The organism is Variovorax sp. V15 (assembly GCF_041154425.1).
GTDB lineage: Bacteria > Pseudomonadota > Gammaproteobacteria > Burkholderiales > Burkholderiaceae_C > Variovorax > Variovorax guangxiensis.
Window position 1 is genome coordinate 1,321,858 of the sequence record NZ_AP028659.1, and the last position, 17,245, is coordinate 1,339,102.

Below are 17,245 nucleotides of genomic sequence, written 5' to 3' on the forward strand. Positions count from 1 at the left end.
GAGGCAAGACGGGGCCGGGGATGCAATACATTCCCCGGCCCCGTATCCATTTCAGAAGAGAGAAATTCCCGCATGCGCCTGGCGTCTTTCCAGATCACCAACTTTCGCTCGATCAACGACAGCGGCCTCATCGACTCCACGCAGATCACGGCGATCCTCGGCCGGAATGACAGCGGCAAATCGAACCTGCTGCGCGCGCTGCACAGCCTGAACCCGGCGGAAGGCGTCGCCGAACTCAGCCCCATCAAGGACTTCCCGCGCCATCGCCGCCTGGAAGAGTGCACGGGCGACACGCCGGTCGTGTTCACGCGCTGGAGCCTCGACGAGAGCGAACAGGCCGAACTGGCCGCGATCCTGCCGCGCGCGGCCGGCGTGCGCCACGTCACTGCGAGCCGCGGCTATGCCGCCGCGCGCTCGGCCGGGTTCGAAGGACTCGGCGCCCTGTCGCTCGACGTGAGCGACACCAAGGCCAAGGTCCGCAAGATCGTGCCGGCCGTCAAGGCGGTGGCGGAGAAGGTTGCCGATGAAGCCGCGAAGGCCGCGCTCGAGCAAGAAGCCGACGTCTTCGACGCCGCGATGATCATGAGTCCCGACTACATCAAGTGGTCGGCGGGCGCCATCAAGGCGGCCCAGGCCCTGCGCAAGGCGCTGGCCGTGGCCGGCGCCGAGCTCAGCGACAAGCAGGACCAGATGCTCGCCGAGCTGGAGGAAACCGCGCTTTCCATCGCCAACGACGCGCCTGCGCTGGAGCGCGCGCAGCAATGGGTGATCGGCAAGCTGCCGCGCTTCGTCTACGTCGACGAATACCCGGCGCTGCCCGGCCGCCAGAACATCGCCGAATTCCTGGGGCGCGAGGGCTGGGGCCAGCTCACGCCCGAGCAGCAGAGCTTCGGCAGGCTGTGCAAGGCCGCGGGGCTCGACCTGCGGCAGCTGCAGGCCCTGCTCGAGAAGAACGACCAGGCCACGCGCAACCAGCTCGTCAACCGCGCAGGCTCGGTGGTGACCGCCGAGATTCGCCGCCTCTGGAAAGACCGCGCGCTGAAGGTGCGCTTCAACCTCGACGGCCAGTACCTCGACACGCTGGTGTCCGACCCCAACGCCGCCTACGAGGTCGAGGTGAACCTGGAGGAGCGCAGCCGCGGTTTCCAGTGGTTCTTCTCGTTCTACGTCGCCTTCTTCGCCGAAACCCAGGGCGGCCAGGCCGAAGACGCCGTGCTGCTGCTGGACGAACCCGGCCTGCACCTGCACGCCCATTCGCAGGCCGACCTGCTGGCGCACCTGGAAAAGGACTTCGCCGGCAACCAGGTGATCTACACCACGCACTCGCCCTTCATGGTGCCCACGCACCGGCTCGACGCGGTGCGTACGGCGAGCCTGGACGAAACCGCGGGTACGACTGTGAGCAACACCGCGCAGGGGGATGAGCGCACGCTGTTCCCGTTGAAGGCGGCGCTGGCGTTCGCGCGGATGGCCAGTGAGCCGGTGAAGCAGGAGGCTGCGAAGCCTGTGGCTGCGACGCAGGAATCGGTGAAGCCGGCGCCCGCAAAGCAGAACGCGTCGGAGGGCGCGAAGCCTGCGAAGTCGGCAAAGTCCGCCGAGGCAGTCAAGCCCGAGCCTGTGAAGCCAGAACCTGCGAAGCCCGTCGTCGCGGAAAGCGCCAAGCCAGTGGAAGCTCCACCTGTTGCAGTGGCCGCACCTGCAGTCTTGCCTGCACCCGCGATGCCTGAGCCGGCGAAGGTTGCTGCTCCTGCAAAGATCGAGGCAGTCAAGACCGAGGTTGCGAAGCCCGTCGTCGTGGAAAGCGTCAAACCGGCAGAAGCAGCGCCTGTTGCAGTCGCCGCGCCGGTCGTTCCGCCTGCGGAAGTGCCGGCACCAGTGACGGCTGAACCGGCGAAGCCGGTGGCCGGTGAGAGCATCAAGTCTGCCGAGCCTGTGGCCGAGACCCCGGTCGCCGTGGCTGCCGTGCCCGCCGAGGCACCGGTGATGCAACGCGTCGAAGAGCAGACGGCCGTTGTGAGCCCTCAAGCAGAGCAGCCGGCAGAAGTCGCCTGACGGACGGCGCTCTCAGCGCCTGCTTGAACTCATGCGGCGCCGACCATGCGCCGCATTAGCAGGGTCTTCAGATCGTGGTCCGCGGACCGCGGGAACACGATCTTCATTTCGCGTCCTTTTCTTCTTCTACGGCCTGCCGGCCCAGATCTGCGAACACGTCTTCCGCCGGGCGGAACTGGCCCTGCTCGATTGCGTGGTTACCTGGCACCAGGATCTTGAGAAGCGCGAGCGTGGCTTCGCGCTCCTCGTAGGAGCCAACATCCATCACGACGAGCCTGGCTTCGCCGTTCTGGGTGATAAGCATGGGCTCGCGGGTATCGGACAAGGTCTTCACGATGTCCGCGGCATGGCTCTTGAACTAGCTGATGGGTTTGACGTGGGTCGAGAAATTCATGGCGCTCATCCCTGGTGTCGTGGCCGGTCGAATTCATTGTGGTCTGAACTCGGCCCGACTCGACCTGAGGCGGGCTACGGCGCGACGCCGTCCTCCCTGAACATATGTTCCCCCGCAAAGTCCACGAACGCCCGCACCTTCGGCGACAGCTGCCGGCTCGACGGCCACAGAGCCGAGAACTGGCCCTGTCGCACGAGGTGCGTGGCCAGCACGCGCTGCAGTTCGCCGCGGCACAGCGAGTCGCGCGCGAGGAAGTCGGGCATGTAGGCCACGCCGAGGCCGGCGACCGCGGCGCCGAGCATGGCTTCCATGTTGTTGCACAGCAGGCCCGGCGGGAGGTGGGTGGGCAGGCCGGGCAGGTCCCAGTCCTCGATCTTTCCGCCGGTGACGAACTTGTAGCGCAGGCAGGTGTGCCGCGCGAGGTCGGCCGGGGTCTGCGGTACGCCGTGGCGCTCCAGGTAGGCGGGCGAGGCCACGAGCACGAACTGGAACGGGCCGAGGCGGCGGGCGACCAGCTGCGAATCGACCAGGTCGCCGCTGCGGATCGCCACGTCGACGCCCTCGGCGATGACGTCGACCAGCCGGTCGTTGAAATCCAGGTCCAGCTCGATCTCGGGGTAGCGCTCCCTGAAGGCCGGCAGCATCGGCAGCAGGAAGCGGTAGCCGATGGTCGGCAGGCTCACGCGCAGGCGGCCGCGCGGCGCGGCGATGGCGTCCTGCATCATGGCCCGGGTGTCGTCGAGATCGTCGAGGATGCGGCGGCAGCGCTCGTGGAAGAGGGCGCCTTCCTGCGTGAGCCGCATGTGGCGCGTGGTGCGGTTGAAGAGGCGCACGCCGAGCTGCTCTTCGAGCCGGGCGACGTTCTTTCCCACGGCCGAGGCCGAGATGCCCAGCAGCCGGCCGGCCTTGGCAAAGCTCGACAGGTCGGCCGCCCGCACGAAGGATTCGAGTCCGCTGAAGCTGTCCATGGATTGGCAACCTTTGGTTGGGAGTGTGAGGAGCAATGCAGCAATTCTCGGCGCATTGATTCCTTTTTATCTTCGTGCCTTCCTTTTCACCTTCCGCGAAAGCACATTCCCGATGCCCGCTTCTTCCTCCAGAAACTGGCTCCTGGCCGCCGTCTGCCTCGCGGCGCTGGGCATGCCGCTGAGCTTCACCGGCCCGGCGGTGGTGCTGCCCGCCGTGCGCGACGCGCTCGGCGGCAGCCCGGTGCAGCTCAACTGGGTGACCAATGCCTTCATGCTGAGCTTCGGCGCCACGCTGATGGCGGCCGGCGCGTTGGCCGATGCCTATGGGCGCAAGCGCGTCTTCCTGCTGGGGCTCGCGGTGGTGGCGCTCAGCGCCTCGCTGCTGACCCTGGCGCCGGGGATCGTGGCCTTCGACCTGGCGCGCGCGCTGCAGGGGCTGGGTTCGGCGGCGGCCTTCGCGGCGGGCACGGCCGCGCTGGCACAGGTGTTCGACGGCGCGGCGCGCACGCGGGCCTTCAGCCTGATCGGCACTTCGTTCGGCGCGGGGCTGTCCTGCGGCTCGATGCTCTCGGGCTGGCTCGCGCAGAGCTTCGGCTGGCAGGCAGTGATGCTGAGCCCCGGTGCCGTCAGCCTGCTGGCGCTCGGCATCGCGTCGCTCGCGATGCGTGAGTCGCGCAACCCGCAGGCCATGGGGCTGGACGTGCCGGGCACGCTGAGCTTCACCGCCGCGCTGAGTCTGCTGACTCTGGGCGTGCTGCAGGCGCCCGACAGTGGCTGGGGCAGCCCGTGGGTGCTCGGGGCGTTGGCGGGCGCAGCGGTGATGGGCGCGGTCTTCGTTGCCATCGAGCGGCGGGCGGCGCACCCGATGCTCGACCTGTCGCTCTTCCGCTTTCCGCGCTTCGTCGGCGTGCAGCTGCTGGCGGCCGCGCCGGCCTATGGTTTCGTCGTGCTGCTGGTGCTGCTGCCGATCCGCTTCATCGGGCTCGAAGGGCGCGGCGCGATCGAGGCGGGGGCTTTCATGTTCGCGCTCTCGGGGCCGATCCTCGTGGTGCCGACGCTGGCTGCGTCGCTGGCGCACCGGCTCTCGGCCGGCGCGATCTCGGCCGTGGGGCTGCTGGTGTGCGCCGTGGGACTCTTCTGGCTCAGCCGTTGCGCGCCGGGCATGCCGCTGGGCGCGATGGTGTGGCCGCTGCTGCTGATCGGCGCGGGCATCGGGCTGCCTTGGGGGCTGATGGACGGGCTGGCCGTGAGCGTGGTGCCGCGCGAGCGCGCGGGCATGGCATCGGGCATCTTCAACACGGTGCGGGTGGCGGGGGAGGGCATCGCGCTGGCGCTTGTGGGCGCGGGGCTGACGGCGCTGGTGGCTGCGCGGCTGGGCCATGCGGAGGCGGCATCGCGCGCTGCGCAGCGCGTCACCACCGGAGACATCTCGCAGGCGCTGGCCCTGCTGCCCGGCATGGACCGCGCGGCGGTGCTGCACGCCTACGGCGCAGCGTTCGGCACTCTGCTGTGGGTGCTCGCGGGCGTGACCGTGGCGACGGCGCTTGTGGTGTTCGCCTTCCTGCGCGGCGAGACGCATGCCGAGGCCGGCGCCGTGGCGCTGGAGTCGACGGCCTGCTGATTCAGGCTGCCCTGGCGGCCTCGAAGATGTCGCGCAGCCAATGCGTGAACACGCGCACGCGCGACGACAGCTGCCGGTTCTGCGCATAGAGCACCGAGACCGGCATCGGCGGCGGTGCGAACTCCGGCAGCAGCACCTTGAGCCGCCCGTCCGCCAGCTCGCCGGCCACGCGGTAGCGCGGCACTTGCACCAGCCCGAGGCCCGCGACGGCCGAGCCGGTGTAGAGGTCGGCACCGGTCACCGAGACGATGCCGCCGAGCTGCACGTTCGTCACCTGCCCGTCGACCGTGAATTCGAGCGGCACCGGCTTTCCCGTGGCGCTGGAGATGTAGTGGATGGCGCGGTGCGATGCCAGTTCCTCCATGCTTTTGGGCTCGCCGCGCGCCGCGATGTAGGCCGGGCTCGCGACCGTGACCTGCGGCAGCAGCGCCACGCGCCGCCCGACCATCGACGAGTCCTGCAGCGTGCCCGCGCGCAACACGCAGTCGATGCCTTCCCGGACAAGGTCGACGAGCCGATCGTCCTCGCCGATGTGCAGCTCCAGTTCAGGGTAGCGCGCCAGGAAGCCCGGCAGCGCCGGCACCACGAAATGCCGTGCCAGCGTGCCCTGCAGGTTCACGCGCAGCAGTCCCTTGGGCGCCTCGTCGCGAAAGAGGCCCTCGGCTTCCTCCACGTCGGCCAAGAGCCGCACGCAACGGCGGTAGTAGGCCTCGCCGTCCTGTGTCAGGCGCACGGTGCGGGTGGTGCGCTCCAGCAGCCGGGTGCCGACGCGCTGCTCCACGCGCTTGATGAGATTGGTGACTGTTGCGCGCGGTATGCGCAGGTCCTCGGAGGCCTGCGTGAAGCTCTGGCGCTCGGCGATGCGCACGAAGGCCTGCATTTCCTGGAAGCGGTCCATGGCCGGTTTGCCGATCTATTGTTGATGCAAATGGAATAGTAATGTCGATTGGAGGCTGATTATCTTTTGGATGGAACGATCGAAGATTCGTCTCACCCACCCCCACCCCTGCAAAGGAACAGCCAGCCATGAACCAGTCATCCACTCCCAAGGTCGCCATCGTCACCGGTGCATCGCGGGGCATCGGCGCCGCCGTCGCGCAGCGTCTCGCCAGGGACGGCTTCTCCGTCGCCGTCAACTACGCATCGAGCCCGGAGCAGGCCGATGCCCTCGTCGCCGAGCTGAAGGCCGCCGGCGGCCGTGCCTTCGCCGTCAAGGCCGACGTGGCCAGCGCCGAGGAAGTGCGCGCCATGTTCGACGCCGTCGAGGCGCAACTCGGCAAGGTCGACGTCCTGGTCAACAACGCCGGCGTGCTCCGGACGCTGCCGCTGGCCGAGCACAGCGACGCGCAGTACGACCAGACCTTCGACATCAACGTGCGCGGCACCTTCAACACGCTGCGCGAGGCCGCCACGCGCCTGAACGAGGGTGGCCGCATCGTCAACTTCTCGAGCACCACGCTCGCGCTGAACATGCCCGGCTACGCGATCTACAACGCCACCAAGGCGGCGGTCGAGGCTTTCACGCACGTCTTCGCCAAGGAACTGCGCGGCCGCAGCATCACGGTGAACGCCGTGGCGCCGGGCCCGATCGCCACCTCGCTCTTCCTCGACGGCAAGACCGAGGAGCAGGTCCAGGCCTTCGCGAAGATGCCGCCGCTGCAGCGCCTGGGCCAGCCCGAGGACATCGCATCGGTGGTGTCCTTCCTCGCCGGGCCCGATGCGGGCTGGGTCAACGGCCAGATCCTGCGGGCCAACGGCGGTGTCGCCTGAAGGAGGAGACACGCCATGAAGAAGCAGATCGTCCTCGTCACCGGCGCCGGCAGCGGCATCGGAAAGCTCACGGCCCTGTCGCTCGCCGAAACGGGCCACGTCGTCTACGCATCGATGCGCGACATCGCAGGGCGCAACAACGGCCGCGCCGCCGAGCTGCGTGCCCTGGCCGCGGCGAAGAACGTCCAGCTGCACCCGCTCGAGCTCGACGTGCTCTCTCAGGAGTCGGCCGATGCGGCCGCCGCGACCATCGTGCGGGAGCAGGGTCATCTAGACGTGGTGATGCAGAACGCCGGCCACCTGGTGGTCGGCCCCACGGAGGCCTTCACGCCGGATGAGATCGTCAAGGTGTTCGACACCAATGTGCTCGGCGCGCAGCGTGTGAACCGCGCGGTGCTGCCGTACCTGCGGGCGCAGGAGTCGGGGCTGATGCTGTGGATCAGCAGCACCACCACCAAGGGCGGCTTTCCGCCGTTCATGGGCCCGTACGGCGCGGCCAAGGCGGCGATGGATTCGCTGGCCGTCACGCTGGCGTATGAGATCGCCCGCTTCGGCATCGAGACCTCCATCGTCGTGCCGGGCGCCTTCACCAAGGGCACCGACCACTTCCCGAGCGCCGGCAAGCCGGCCGATGCCACCACCGCCGCCGCCTACGCCCGCTACGACGGCCTCATGGACCAGATCGGCGCGCGCCTCTCGGCGCTGACGCCCGACAACGCCGACCCGCAGGCCGTGGCCGACGAGATCGTGCGCATCGTGGGCCTGCCCGCGGGCACGCGGCCGATGCGCTCGCTGATCGACTTCGTGGGCGACGGTGCTCAGGAGGTGTTCGAGGTGTCGGAGCGGGTGCGCATCGAGTTCGCCAAGCGAATTGGCATGGCGGACCTGCTCGAGGCGAAGGTGCGTCGCTAAGCGGGGCGTCACAAAGAGCGGGGCGGTATTCCTGTCCAATAGCGGCATGGAAAACCCACCCCACGACCATCTCATTGCCGAGCGCGTGACCGAACTCGAGATCAAGTCCAGCTACGCCGAGGACCTGCTCGACCAGCTGAACATGACGATCTACCGCCAACAGCAGCAGATCGATCGGCTGATCCTGCAGGTCACGCAGTTGAAGGAGCAGATGCAGAGCTCCGGCCAGGACGGCGCCGCGCGCAACCCACGTGACGAGTTACCCCCGCACTATTGATCGACGACTTTTCGCGGAGCACCGCGGAACCGGCTTTGCCGGGCCGCAGGTGCTGCCCCCGGCGAGGGGGTTGGCGAAGCGACACGAAGTGCGCGAAGCCTGGGGGAGTTACCCATGTGAATGCCAGAGCACGGCGAAGAAATGGCAGGTGCTGCCGGCCAGCACGAACAGGTGCCACACCGAGTGCGCGAAGCGCACCTTGTTGTCGAACAGGAAAACCACGGCGCCGGCCGTGTAGAACAACCCGCCGGCCACCAGCCAGCCCAGGCCCGCCGCCGACATGCGCTCGTACAGCGGCACGGCCGCCATCAGCGCCATCCAGCCCATCGCCACGTACAGGCCGGTGGACCACAGCGGATGCTTCAGCCGGTTGAACAGCTTGGCGCCCACGCCCAGCGCCGCCGCCGCGCAGATGGCGCCGAACAGCGTCCAGCCCAGCGGGCCGCGCAGCACGCCGAACAGAAAGGGCATGTAGCTGCCCGCGATGAAGAGGTAGATGGCCGCGTGGTCCAGCCGGTTGAACCAGGCCTTCGCCCGGCCGATGGGCAGCGCGTGGTAGAGCGTGGAGATCAGGTACAGCACGATGGCCGTGCCCGCGAACAGGCTGGCGCCGACCACGGCCGCGGCCTGGCCCTTCTGTGCGGCGCTGTAGACCAGGATCGGCAGCGAGGCGATCGCCAGCGCAAGGCCCAGGCCGTGGCTCAGGGCGTTGAAGAGTTCTTCCATGGCCGTCTGGTCGCGTGCGGCGAGGACGGCGGTCTTGCTGCGTTGCGTGGGCGGGGGAGAGGGTGGCGAAAAGGTCATCGTCTGTCCGTGCGCAAGTGCGTGTGGTTTGAAGATCGGTCTACTTGACCTGCTGCTTGCCCAGCTTGCGTGCCAGCGTGCGCCGGTGCATGCCGAGCCTGCGCGCGGTCTCGGAGATGTTGAAGCCGGTCTCGGCCAGCGTCTCGTGGATGCGCTCCCATTCGAGCGTCTTGATGGATGTGGAACGGTTGGTCAGCTCCACCTCGGTGGTGCCGGTGGCGCGGCCGAAGGCGGCCTCGATGTCGTCGGTGTTCGAGGGCTTGGCCAGGTAGTGGCAGGCGCCGAGCTTGATGGCTTCCACCGCGGTGGCGATGCTCGCGAAGCCCGTGAGCACCACGATCAGCATCTTCGGGTTGTGCCGGTGCAGCATCTGCACGCAGGCCAGGCCCGAGGCCTCGCCGTTGAGCTTGAGGTCGACCACCGCGTAGCCGGGCGAGGAGCCGACCAGCAGTGCCTCGACCTCGGCGAGGTTGCTCGCGTGCGTCACGGCGTAGCCGCGGCGCTCGAAGGAGCGGCCGAGCGCGCGCGCGAAGGCGCCGTCGTCCTCGACGATCAGCAGCTGGCGCTGCGCTTCAGCTCCGGTTTCGCTCATTGCCTTCCATTCCGATGGTCCTGCTGGCGGCGAGGGCTTCCTCGTCGTCCGCGTCGTCGTCCACTTCCGTCTCTTCTTCCTCGAGCACGATGGCCGCGAGCGGCAGCGTGATCTTCACGACGGCGCCGCCCTCGGGCCGGTTGGCCGCCGCGACGCGGCCGCCCACGGTGCGCGCCACGTTCACCACCAGGAACAGCCCCAGCCCGCCGCCAGCGCGGCCCTTGCTCGACTGGTAGGGCTTGCCGAACTCCTTGAGGATGGCCGGCAGGAAGCCGGGCCCTGCGTCGGTGACGGTGATCGTCAGCGCGTCGGCGTCGTGCGCCGCCTCGAGGCGCAGCCAGTGCGGCGACGCTTCGAGCGCATTGTCGAGCACGTTGCAGATCATCTGCTTGAGGGCCGAGTCGGAGACCATGGGCAGGTCGCGGCCGAAGTGGTTGTCGTACTCGAAGTCTTCCACCGGGCGGGTGGTGCGCCATTCCTCGACCAGGTCATCGAGGAAGGTGCTGACGGTGGTTTCCTCCGAAGACTCGCCGCGCGCCTCGCCGGCCGACAGCAGGATGCCGCTGACGATGCTCTTGCAGCGCTGGATCTGCAGTTCCATCTCGGCCACCTCGGTCAGCAGTTCGGGGTCGGAGCTGAAGTGCGGCAGCCGGCGCCAGTCGCCGAGGATCACCGCGAGCGTGGCAAGCGGCGTGCCCAGCTCATGCGCCGCGCCCGAGGCCAGCAGGCCCATGCGCACGATGTGCTCCTCTTCGGACGCGCGCTGTCGCAGGTCGGCCAGCCGGGCGTCGCGCGCGCGCAGGTTGCGGCTGATGCGGGTGATGAAGATGACGAGCAGCGCCGCGTTCAGCGCGAAGCACACCAGCATGCCCTGGATGTAGGGGCTCCACAGGCCCCGGTCGTGGTCCAGCGGCAGTGCCAGCGGGCGCGAGAACAGCGCAAGTCCGGCGAAGCAGATGCTGGTGATGACCACCATGGTCCAGGTCGACCAGGCCTTCAGCAGCACCGCGCCCAGCGTCACCTGGAGCAGGAAGAGGAAGACGAAGGGGTTGGTCGCGCCGCCGCTCAGGTAGAGCTGCGCGGTGAGGGTGGCCACGTCGACCAGCAGCGCGACGAACAGTTCGCCGTTGGTCACGCGCCGGTGGCTGCGCGAGCGCAGCAGGCTCACCATGTTGAAGAGCGCGAGGCAGGCCAGCACCTGCAGCATGTGGTCCAGCGGCAGCCGGATCTCGAAGCCGTAGTGCACCACGAGGATGGTGGCGACCTGTCCGACCACCGCGAACCAGCGCAGCTGTATCAGCTGCTGCATGTTCTGGTGGCCGATGGCGTTGTCGAGGCTCGCGACGCCGGCGCGGGGCGGGTGCAGCTCGCCCGCCACAGCGGCGGATTCAGCCGTCGCGGCGGGCATCTTGGTCGGCGGGGCGGGCGTCGGCATGGGCCGCATTTTCGCTGCGCCGCACGAACCAGGCCGCGATCAGCACCATGAGGGCGAGGCCATACCAGGTCAGGGCGTAGACGAGGTGGCTGTTGGGAAAGGAGATGATCGTCAGGCCGGCTGCCGGCCAGGCGGGGGTGTCGGTGGCGGTCGCGGGTGCTTGCGTGGCGTCGGCATCGACGAAGTAGGGCGCGACGTCGTTCACGTTCAGGCCGCGCGCGGCGGCGATGGCCTGCACGTCGCGCGAGAACCAGCGCTCGCCGGCCGGATCGTTCTTGCGCAGGAAGCCGCCCTTGGGTTCGGTCAGGCGCAGCAGGCCGGCCACGGTGGTTTCGCCCTGGGGCTCGGTGGCGGCGCGCGCCTCGCGTTTCTGCGCTTCGGGCGGCACGAAGCCGCGGTTGACCAGCACCACGGTGCCGTCGGCGCTGTTGCGCAGCGGGGTCAGCACCCAGAAGCCGGCGCCCAGCCTGGTGCTTGCCTGCACCAGCGTCTCTTTGTCGTGGAGAAAGGTGCCGGCAAGGCGGACATGCCGGTATTCGTCGTTGGCCGCGTTGACCGTGGGCCATTCGGTCCGCCCGGGGGCCGCGGTGGCCGGGGCGTGCACGCGCTGGTCGACGCGTGCGATGAGATCCAGCTTCCAGGCCCTGCGCTCGACCTGCCAGGTGCCGAGCGCGACGAAGCCGGCGAAGGCGAGGACGGCGCAGACCGCCAGTGCCACCCGTGCGGCGGTGGAGCGCTGGCGGACGGCCTGTTCCGCCATCAGGGCATGTTCTTCATGTCGTGCACCGAGTGCGGCATCATGTTGGTGTTCATGTGGTACATGACCCACAACGAACCGGCCAGCGTGATGACCACGAGCACGAGCGTGAAGATCAGCGCCAGCATGTTCCAGCCGCCTTCGGACTTCGCGTCCATGTGCAGGAAGTACACCATGTGCACCACGATCTGCACCACGGCGAAGGCCAGGATGACGAGGGCGGTGGTGCCCGGCTTGTCGAAGACCTTGCCCATGACGAGCCAGAACGGGATGGCGGTGAGGATCACGGCCAGCACGAAGCCGGTCATGTAGCCCTTGAAGGTGCTGTGGCTCACCGGGCCGTCGTCGTGGCCGTGCCCGTGGTCATGACCATGGTCGTTGTGGCCATGTGCGCCGTGGCCGGCGGTTTCGGTGTGCGCGCTCATTGCAGCGATCCCATCAGATACACGAAGGTGAAGACGCCGATCCAGACCACGTCCAGGAAGTGCCAGAACATCGACAGGCACATCAGGCGGCGGCGGTTGGCGGCGGTGAAGCCGTGCTTGGGCAACTGGATCATCAGCACGATGAGCCAGACGATGCCGAAGGTCACGTGCAGGCCGTGGGTGCCCACCAGCGCGAAGAACGAGGACAGGAAGGCGCTGCGCTGCGGGCCCGCGCCTTCGTGGATCAGGTGCGCGAACTCGTAGAGCTCCAGGCCGATGAAGCCCGCGCCCAGCAGGCCGGTGATGGCCAGCCAGACCAGCACGCCACCCATGCGGCGCTGCTGCATCTGCAGCATGGCGAAGCCGTAGGTGATGGACGACAGCAGCAGCAGCGAGGTGTTGATCGCCACCAGCGGCAGGTCGAACAGGTCGGCGCCCGAAGGGCCGGCCGCGTAGCTGCGGCCCAGCACGCCGTACACCGCGAACAGGCAGGCGAAGATGAGGCAGTCGCTCATCAGGTAGAGCCAGAAGCCCAGCAGCGTGCCGTTCTCGGGATGGTGGTCTTCGTTGCGGACGTTGAACACCTCGAAGGTGGGCACGCTCGCGGCGTTGCCCACGGTGTTCGTGTGGCTGGAGTGGAGGGCGGTACTGTTAGACATTGGCAGCCAGCAGGCGCGTGCGCGCTTCTTCGGTACGGACGACTTCTTCCGCGGGGATGTAGTAGTCGCGCTTGTAGTTGAAGGTGTGGATGATCACGGCGGCGAGCATGGCGACGAAGCCGATGCCGGCCAGCAGCCACATCTGCCAGATCAGCGCGAAGCCGCACACCGCGCTCAGCGCCGCGATGATGAAGCCGGCGGCCGTGTTCTTGGGCATGTGGATCGGGCTGAAGCCTTCCAGCGGACGCTGGTAGCCGCGGGCCTTCATGTCGGACCAGGCGTCGTTGTCGTGCACGCGCGGCGTGAACGCGAAGTTGTAGGCCGGCGGCGGCGACGAGGTCGCCCATTCCAGCGTGCGGCCGTTCCACGGGTCGCCCGTGGTGTCGCGCAACTGGTCGCGGCGGATGAAGCTCACCACCAGCTGGATCAGGAACGAGGCGATGCCCAGCGCGATCAGCACCGCGCCGAAGGCGGCGACCTGGAACCAGATCTGCAGCGACATGTCCTGGAAGTGGCTCATGCGGCGGGTGACGCCCATCAGGCCCAGGATGTACAGCGGCATGAAGGCGAACCAGAAGCCGACGATCCAGAACCAGAACGAGCACTTGCCCCAGAACGGGTCGAGCTTGTAGCCGAAGGCCTTCGGGAACCAGTAGGTGATGCCCGCCAGCATGCCGAACAGCACGCCGCCGATGATCACGTTGTGGAAGTGGGCGATCAGGAACAGGCTGTTGTGCAGCACGAAGTCGGCCGGGGGAACGGCCAGCAGCACGCCGGTCATGCCGCCGATCACGAAGGTGATCATGAAGCCGATGGTCCACATCATGGGCAGCTCGAAGCGGATGCGGCCGCGGTACATGGTGAAGAGCCAGTTGAAGATCTTCGCGCCCGTCGGGATCGAGATGATCATCGTCGTGATGCCGAAGAACGAGTTCACGCTGGCGCCGGAGCCCATGGTGAAGAAGTGGTGCAGCCAGACGAGGTACGACAGGATGGTGATCACGACCGTGGCGTACACCATCGAGGCGTAGCCGAAGAGGCGCTTGCCCGAGAAGGTGGAGACCACTTCCGAGAAGATGCCGAAGGCCGGCAGGATCAGGATGTACACCTCGGGGTGGCCCCAGATCCAGATCAGGTTCACGTACATCATGGCGTTGCCGCCGAGGTCGTTCGTGAAGAAGTTGGTGCCTGCGTAGCGGTCGAGCGACAGCAGGGCCAGCACGGCGGTCAGCACCGGGAAGGCGGCGACGATCAGCACGTTGGTGCACAGGGCGGTCCAGGTGAAGACGGGCATCTTCATCATGGTCATGCCGGGCGCGCGCATCTTCACGATGGTGGCCAGCAGGTTCACGCCGGACAGCAATGTGCCCACCCCCGCTATCTGCAATGACCATATGTAGTAATCGACCCCCACGTCGGGGCTGAACAGGATGCCCGACAGCGGCGGATAGGCCAGCCAGCCGGTCTTGGCGAACTCGCCGACGAACAGCGACGCCATCACCAGGCCGGCGCCGAAGGTGGTCATCCAGAAGCTGAAGTTGTTCAGGAACGGGAAGGCCACGTCGCGCGCGCCGATCTGCAGCGGCACCACGAAGTTCATGAGGCCCGTGACCAGCGGCATCGCCACGAAGAAGATCATGATCACGCCGTGGGCGGTGAAGACCTGGTCGTAGTGGTGCGGCGGCAGGAAGCCCGCGTTGTCGCCGAAGGCGATGGCCTGCTGGGCGCGCATCATGAGCGCATCGGCGAAGCCGCGAAGCAGCATCACCAGGCCCAGGATGATGTACATGATGCCGATCTTCTTGTGGTCGATGCTGGTGATCCAGTCGCGCCACAGCATGCCCCACAGCTTGAAGTAGGTCAGTGCGCCCAGGACGGCCAGGCCGCCCAGCACCACGCCGGCAAAGGTCACGAGCAGGATGGGCTCGTGGAAGGGAATCGCCTCCCAGGAGAGGCGGCCGAAGACGAGCTTCGTCAGGTCAAGGTTCTGCAACATCTTATTCTTCGGTGGTGCACATCGCGGTGACGTACTTGCGCTTGGGCGTATCGAGGGATTCGATGTCCCAGGCCTGCTTGGTGGCAACGTTGAAGGCGCCGGGCTTGCCCATGCCGCCGCTGGCGTCGATGGCCATCATTTCCTTCATGCACATCTTGTTGCGGTCCACGCACTGGTTGAGGATCGCGTCGTACAGGTCGGATGCAACGGTGGGGTAGTGGCGCACGGGCTCGCGCTCGCTGGGTACTTCGAGCTTCTTGTAGAGCTCGCGGGAGAGTTCGCCGTCCTTGCCGGACTTGACCTTCTGCACCCACTGGTCGAAGCCTTCGTTGCTCAGCCCGTGGAACTTGAAGCGCATGCCGGAGAAGCCGGCGCCGCTGTAGTTGGCGGAGAAGCCTTCGAACTCGCCGGGCTTGTTGATGACGGCGTGCAGCTTGGTCTCCATGCCCGGCATGGCATAGATCTGGCCGGCCAGCGCGGGGATGAAGAAGGAGTTCATGACCGAGGAGGCCGTGATCTTGAAGCTGATCGGGCGGTCCACCGGGGCGGCCAGCTCGTTCACCGTGGCGATGCCCTGTTCGGGGTAGATGAACAGCCACTTCCAGTCGAGGGCGACCACTTCCACCGTCAGCGGCTTGGTTTCGGCCGGAATCGCGCGCTGGGCGTCGAGGCGGCGCAGCGGCTGGTAGGGGTCGAGCGTGTGGGTGCTGATCCAGGTGATGGCGCCCAGGGCGATGATGATGAGCAGCGGTGCTGCCCAGATGGCCAGCTCGAGCTGGGTGGAGTGGTCCCAGTCGGGGCTGTAGGTGGCCTCTTTATTGGACTGGCGATAGCGCCAGGCAAAGAAGATGGTCAGGGCGATCACCGGAATGATGATGATCAGCATCAGCACGGTGGAGACGACGATCAGTCGTCCCTGCTGGTGGGCGATGTCGCCGGATGGGTTCATCAGCACCGTGTTGCAGCCCGCCAGGAGCATGGCGGAGAGCAGCAGGAGTGCTCGGCGAAGGTTCTTGAGGATGTGCATGCCGGGGGAAAAGAGGTGCAGGGGCGACGCAAAAAGACCCCACAATCTACGCCCGAAGACGGGTTTCGCCTATTGGACGTTTTGTCCTATGGCGGTAAATGTGATTCGGTGCGACGCTCTGGGGTCTCCCATGGTCTTATGGTGTCGCGCCGCGGCGTTACACCTGAATTACAGCAAGCAATGACGACGTCCAGCATCATTTCGCAAGGCGCACAGCCGCTGCCGAACCCGGCCGATCACGGCGGCGCCCGGCAGGGCGACGACCACTCGCACATCGCCCCCGGCGAGATCGCGGTCGGTGTGGTCATCGGCCGCGCCTCCGAATATTTCGACTTCTTCGTCTACGGCATCGCCTCGGTGCTGGTGTTCCCGGCGGTCTTCTTCCCGTTCGAGCAGCACCTCGAGGGTGTTCTCTATTCGTTCCTGGTCTTCTCCTTCGCCTTCATCGCGCGTCCGTTCGGAACTGTCATCTCGATGATGATCCAGCGACGTTTCGGGCGGGAAGCCAAGCTCACGCTGGCGCTCTTCGTGCTCGGCACCTCCACCGCCGGCATCGCCTTCCTGCCGGGCTATGCGAGCCTGGGCTTCACGGCCATCGTGCTGCTGTCGGTGTTCCGCTTCGGCCAGGGCCTGGCGCTGGGCGGCTCCTGGGACGGCCTGCCGTCGCTGCTGGCGCTGAACGCGCCGGCCAACCGCCGCGGCTGGTACGCCATGCTGGGCCAGCTGGGCGCGCCCATCGGCTTCTTCATCGCCAGCGCTCTGTTCGCCTACCTGTATTCCAGCCTGCCGTCGGAAGACTTCCTCGACTGGGGCTGGCGCTACAGCTTCTACGTGGCCTTCGCGATCAACGTGGTGGCGCTCTTCGCCCGCCTGCGCCTGGTGGCCACCGACGAATACTCGCGCCTGCTCGAAGAGCGCGAGCTCGAACCCACCAGCGTCACCGAGCTGGTCAGCTCGCAGGGCAGCAACATCCTGATCGGCGCCTTCGCCGCGCTGGCCAGCTACGCGCTTTTCCACCTGATCACGGTGTTCCCGCTGTCGTGGATCACGCTGTATTCCGACCAGTCGGTCACCGAATTCCTGGTGATCCAGATGATCGGCGCGGGCTTCGGCGCCGCCGGCATCGTGGCCTCGGGCCTGCTGGCCGACCGCATCGGCCGCCGCTTCACGCTGGGCGGCCTGGCCGCGGTGATCGCCGCCTTCAGCGGCTTCGCCCCCACGCTGCTCGACGGCGGCCGCATCGGCCAGGACATCTTCATCCTGCTGGGCTTCGTGATCCTGGGCCTGTCGTACGGCCAGGCGGCCGGCGCCGTGACCTCCAACTTCGCGCCCAAGTACCGCTACGTCGGCGCGGCGCTCACGGCAGACGTGGCCTGGCTCATCGGCGCGGCCTTCGCTCCGCTGGTGGCCCTGGGCCTCTCGGCCCACTTCGGCCTTGCCTATGTCAGCGTCTACCTGCTGTCGGGCGCCATCGCCACGCTGGCGGCGCTGGGCCTGAACCGGGCGCTGGCGCGGGACTGAGACTTTCCGCGCAGCAACGAAAAGGGGCCTTACGG

16 protein-coding genes and 1 pseudogene are annotated in these 17,245 nt (G+C 67.4%); 6 read left to right on the forward strand and 11 right to left on the reverse strand.

The window, feature by feature from the left end:
* Nucleotides 1-72: 72 nt before the first annotated feature.
* A complete protein-coding gene (locus ACAM57_RS06465) occupies nucleotides 73-2,052 on the forward strand; it encodes an AAA family ATPase (protein ID WP_369661053.1) in 1,980 nt (659 codons plus the stop codon).
* Nucleotides 2,053-2,155: 103 nt separating this feature from the next.
* On the opposite strand, the pseudogene ACAM57_RS06470 reads toward ACAM57_RS06465, so the two are convergent.
* Together ACAM57_RS06470 and ACAM57_RS06475 are read right to left on the reverse strand one after the other, a co-directional pair.
* Nucleotides 2,156-2,446, reverse strand: a pseudogene (locus ACAM57_RS06470) (type II toxin-antitoxin system Phd/YefM family antitoxin).
* Nucleotides 2,447-2,520: 74 nt separating this feature from the next.
* Nucleotides 2,521-3,414, reverse strand: a complete 894-nt coding sequence (locus ACAM57_RS06475) for a LysR family transcriptional regulator (protein ID WP_369661054.1) — start codon at nucleotides 3,412-3,414, stop codon at nucleotides 2,521-2,523.
* Between the two features lie 112 nt (nucleotides 3,415-3,526).
* Between ACAM57_RS06475 and ACAM57_RS06480 the strand changes: the two genes are divergently transcribed.
* Nucleotides 3,527-5,035, forward strand: coding sequence for an MFS transporter (locus ACAM57_RS06480; RefSeq protein ID WP_369661055.1), 1,509 nt, complete (start codon nucleotides 3,527-3,529; stop codon nucleotides 5,033-5,035).
* 1 nt (nucleotide 5,036) lies between these two features.
* On the opposite strand, the gene ACAM57_RS06485 is transcribed toward ACAM57_RS06480, so the two are convergent.
* On the reverse strand, nucleotides 5,037-5,933 hold the full coding sequence (locus ACAM57_RS06485; protein WP_369661056.1) for a LysR family transcriptional regulator: 897 nt from the start codon (nucleotides 5,931-5,933) through the stop codon (nucleotides 5,037-5,039).
* Nucleotides 5,934-6,061: 128 nt separating this feature from the next.
* Here ACAM57_RS06485 and ACAM57_RS06490 point away from each other — a divergent pair, with 128 nt between their 5' ends.
* From ACAM57_RS06490 to ACAM57_RS06500, 3 genes are read left to right on the forward strand one after another with little or no spacing between them, the layout of a single operon-like run.
* Nucleotides 6,062-6,805, forward strand: a complete 744-nt coding sequence (locus ACAM57_RS06490) for an SDR family oxidoreductase (RefSeq protein WP_369661057.1) — start codon at nucleotides 6,062-6,064, stop codon at nucleotides 6,803-6,805.
* Between the two features lie 15 nt (nucleotides 6,806-6,820).
* Complete coding sequence (locus ACAM57_RS06495; protein WP_184640986.1) at nucleotides 6,821-7,717, forward strand: SDR family NAD(P)-dependent oxidoreductase; 897 nt, start codon at nucleotides 6,821-6,823, stop codon at nucleotides 7,715-7,717.
* Between the two features lie 46 nt (nucleotides 7,718-7,763).
* Entirely contained in the window at nucleotides 7,764-7,994 is a 231-nt protein-coding gene (locus ACAM57_RS06500) for a SlyX family protein (RefSeq protein ID WP_126024783.1), read from the forward strand.
* 108 nt (nucleotides 7,995-8,102) lie between these two features.
* On the opposite strand, the gene ACAM57_RS06505 is transcribed toward ACAM57_RS06500, so the two are convergent.
* From ACAM57_RS06505 to cyoA, 8 genes are all read right to left on the reverse strand, one after another.
* Nucleotides 8,103-8,720: a hemolysin III family protein gene (locus ACAM57_RS06505; RefSeq protein ID WP_369662405.1), complete on the reverse strand. Its 618-nt coding sequence runs from the start codon at nucleotides 8,718-8,720 to the stop codon at nucleotides 8,103-8,105.
* A gap of 118 nt (nucleotides 8,721-8,838) precedes the next feature.
* Nucleotides 8,839-9,390, reverse strand: a complete 552-nt coding sequence (locus ACAM57_RS06510) for a response regulator transcription factor (protein WP_369661058.1) — start codon at nucleotides 9,388-9,390, stop codon at nucleotides 8,839-8,841.
* Nucleotides 9,371-10,825, reverse strand: coding sequence for an ATP-binding protein (locus ACAM57_RS06515; protein ID WP_369661059.1), 1,455 nt, complete (start codon nucleotides 10,823-10,825; stop codon nucleotides 9,371-9,373). The genes ACAM57_RS06510 and ACAM57_RS06515 overlap by 20 nt, the downstream gene beginning before the upstream one ends.
* A complete protein-coding gene (locus ACAM57_RS06520) occupies nucleotides 10,779-11,585 on the reverse strand; it encodes an SURF1 family protein (RefSeq protein ID WP_369661060.1) in 807 nt (268 codons plus the stop codon). Before ACAM57_RS06520 ends, ACAM57_RS06515 begins: the two co-directional genes overlap by 47 nt.
* Nucleotides 11,585-12,007 carry a cytochrome o ubiquinol oxidase subunit IV gene (cyoD, locus tag ACAM57_RS06525; protein ID WP_369661061.1) on the reverse strand — a complete coding sequence of 141 codons (423 nt, stop codon included), beginning with the start codon at nucleotides 12,005-12,007 and terminating at the stop codon, nucleotides 11,585-11,587. The genes ACAM57_RS06520 and cyoD overlap by 1 nt, the downstream gene beginning before the upstream one ends.
* Entirely contained in the window at nucleotides 12,004-12,666 is a 663-nt protein-coding gene (gene cyoC / locus ACAM57_RS06530) for a cytochrome o ubiquinol oxidase subunit III (RefSeq protein WP_184640990.1), read from the reverse strand. The genes cyoD and cyoC overlap by 4 nt, the downstream gene beginning before the upstream one ends.
* Entirely contained in the window at nucleotides 12,659-14,662 is a 2,004-nt protein-coding gene (cyoB, locus tag ACAM57_RS06535) for a cytochrome o ubiquinol oxidase subunit I (protein WP_184640991.1), read from the reverse strand. Before cyoB ends, cyoC begins: the two co-directional genes overlap by 8 nt.
* Nucleotide 14,663: 1 nt before the next feature.
* A complete protein-coding gene (cyoA, locus tag ACAM57_RS06540) occupies nucleotides 14,664-15,689 on the reverse strand; it encodes a ubiquinol oxidase subunit II (protein ID WP_126024788.1) in 1,026 nt (341 codons plus the stop codon).
* 180 nt (nucleotides 15,690-15,869) lie between these two features.
* Here cyoA and ACAM57_RS06545 point away from each other — a divergent pair, with 180 nt between their 5' ends.
* Nucleotides 15,870-17,210: an MFS transporter gene (locus ACAM57_RS06545; protein ID WP_369661062.1), complete on the forward strand. Its 1,341-nt coding sequence runs from the start codon at nucleotides 15,870-15,872 to the stop codon at nucleotides 17,208-17,210.
* The last annotated feature ends 35 nt before the right edge of the window (nucleotides 17,211-17,245 follow it).

What these genes read in the sequence shown, in the direction of transcription:
- ACAM57_RS06465 (WP_369661053.1), top strand. Translation starts at nt 73, where the DNA reads ATGCGCCTGGCGTCTTTCCAGATCACCAACTTTCGCTCGATCAACGAC.
- cyoB (WP_184640991.1), bottom strand. Translation starts at nt 14,662, where the DNA reads ATGTTGCAGAACCTTGACCTGACGAAGCTCGTCTTCGGCCGCCTCTCC.
- cyoC (WP_184640990.1), bottom strand. Translation starts at nt 12,666, where the DNA reads ATGTCTAACAGTACCGCCCTCCACTCCAGCCACACGAACACCGTGGGC.
- ACAM57_RS06475 (WP_369661054.1), bottom strand. Translation starts at nt 3,414, where the DNA reads ATGGACAGCTTCAGCGGACTCGAATCCTTCGTGCGGGCGGCCGACCTG.
- ACAM57_RS06545 (WP_369661062.1), top strand. Translation starts at nt 15,870, where the DNA reads ATGACGACGTCCAGCATCATTTCGCAAGGCGCACAGCCGCTGCCGAAC.
- ACAM57_RS06495 (WP_184640986.1), top strand. Translation starts at nt 6,821, where the DNA reads ATGAAGAAGCAGATCGTCCTCGTCACCGGCGCCGGCAGCGGCATCGGA.
- ACAM57_RS06500 (WP_126024783.1), top strand. Translation starts at nt 7,764, where the DNA reads ATGGAAAACCCACCCCACGACCATCTCATTGCCGAGCGCGTGACCGAA.
- ACAM57_RS06490 (WP_369661057.1), top strand. Translation starts at nt 6,062, where the DNA reads ATGAACCAGTCATCCACTCCCAAGGTCGCCATCGTCACCGGTGCATCG.
- ACAM57_RS06520 (WP_369661060.1), bottom strand. Translation starts at nt 11,585, where the DNA reads ATGGCGGAACAGGCCGTCCGCCAGCGCTCCACCGCCGCACGGGTGGCA.
- ACAM57_RS06515 (WP_369661059.1), bottom strand. Translation starts at nt 10,825, where the DNA reads ATGCCGACGCCCGCCCCGCCGACCAAGATGCCCGCCGCGACGGCTGAA.
- ACAM57_RS06485 (WP_369661056.1), bottom strand. Translation starts at nt 5,933, where the DNA reads ATGGACCGCTTCCAGGAAATGCAGGCCTTCGTGCGCATCGCCGAGCGC.
- ACAM57_RS06505 (WP_369662405.1), bottom strand. Translation starts at nt 8,720, where the DNA reads ATGGAAGAACTCTTCAACGCCCTGAGCCACGGCCTGGGCCTTGCGCTG.
- ACAM57_RS06480 (WP_369661055.1), top strand. Translation starts at nt 3,527, where the DNA reads ATGCCCGCTTCTTCCTCCAGAAACTGGCTCCTGGCCGCCGTCTGCCTC.
- cyoA (WP_126024788.1), bottom strand. Translation starts at nt 15,689, where the DNA reads ATGCACATCCTCAAGAACCTTCGCCGAGCACTCCTGCTGCTCTCCGCC.
- ACAM57_RS06510 (WP_369661058.1), bottom strand. Translation starts at nt 9,390, where the DNA reads ATGAGCGAAACCGGAGCTGAAGCGCAGCGCCAGCTGCTGATCGTCGAG.
- cyoD (WP_369661061.1), bottom strand. Translation starts at nt 12,007, where the DNA reads ATGAGCGCGCACACCGAAACCGCCGGCCACGGCGCACATGGCCACAAC.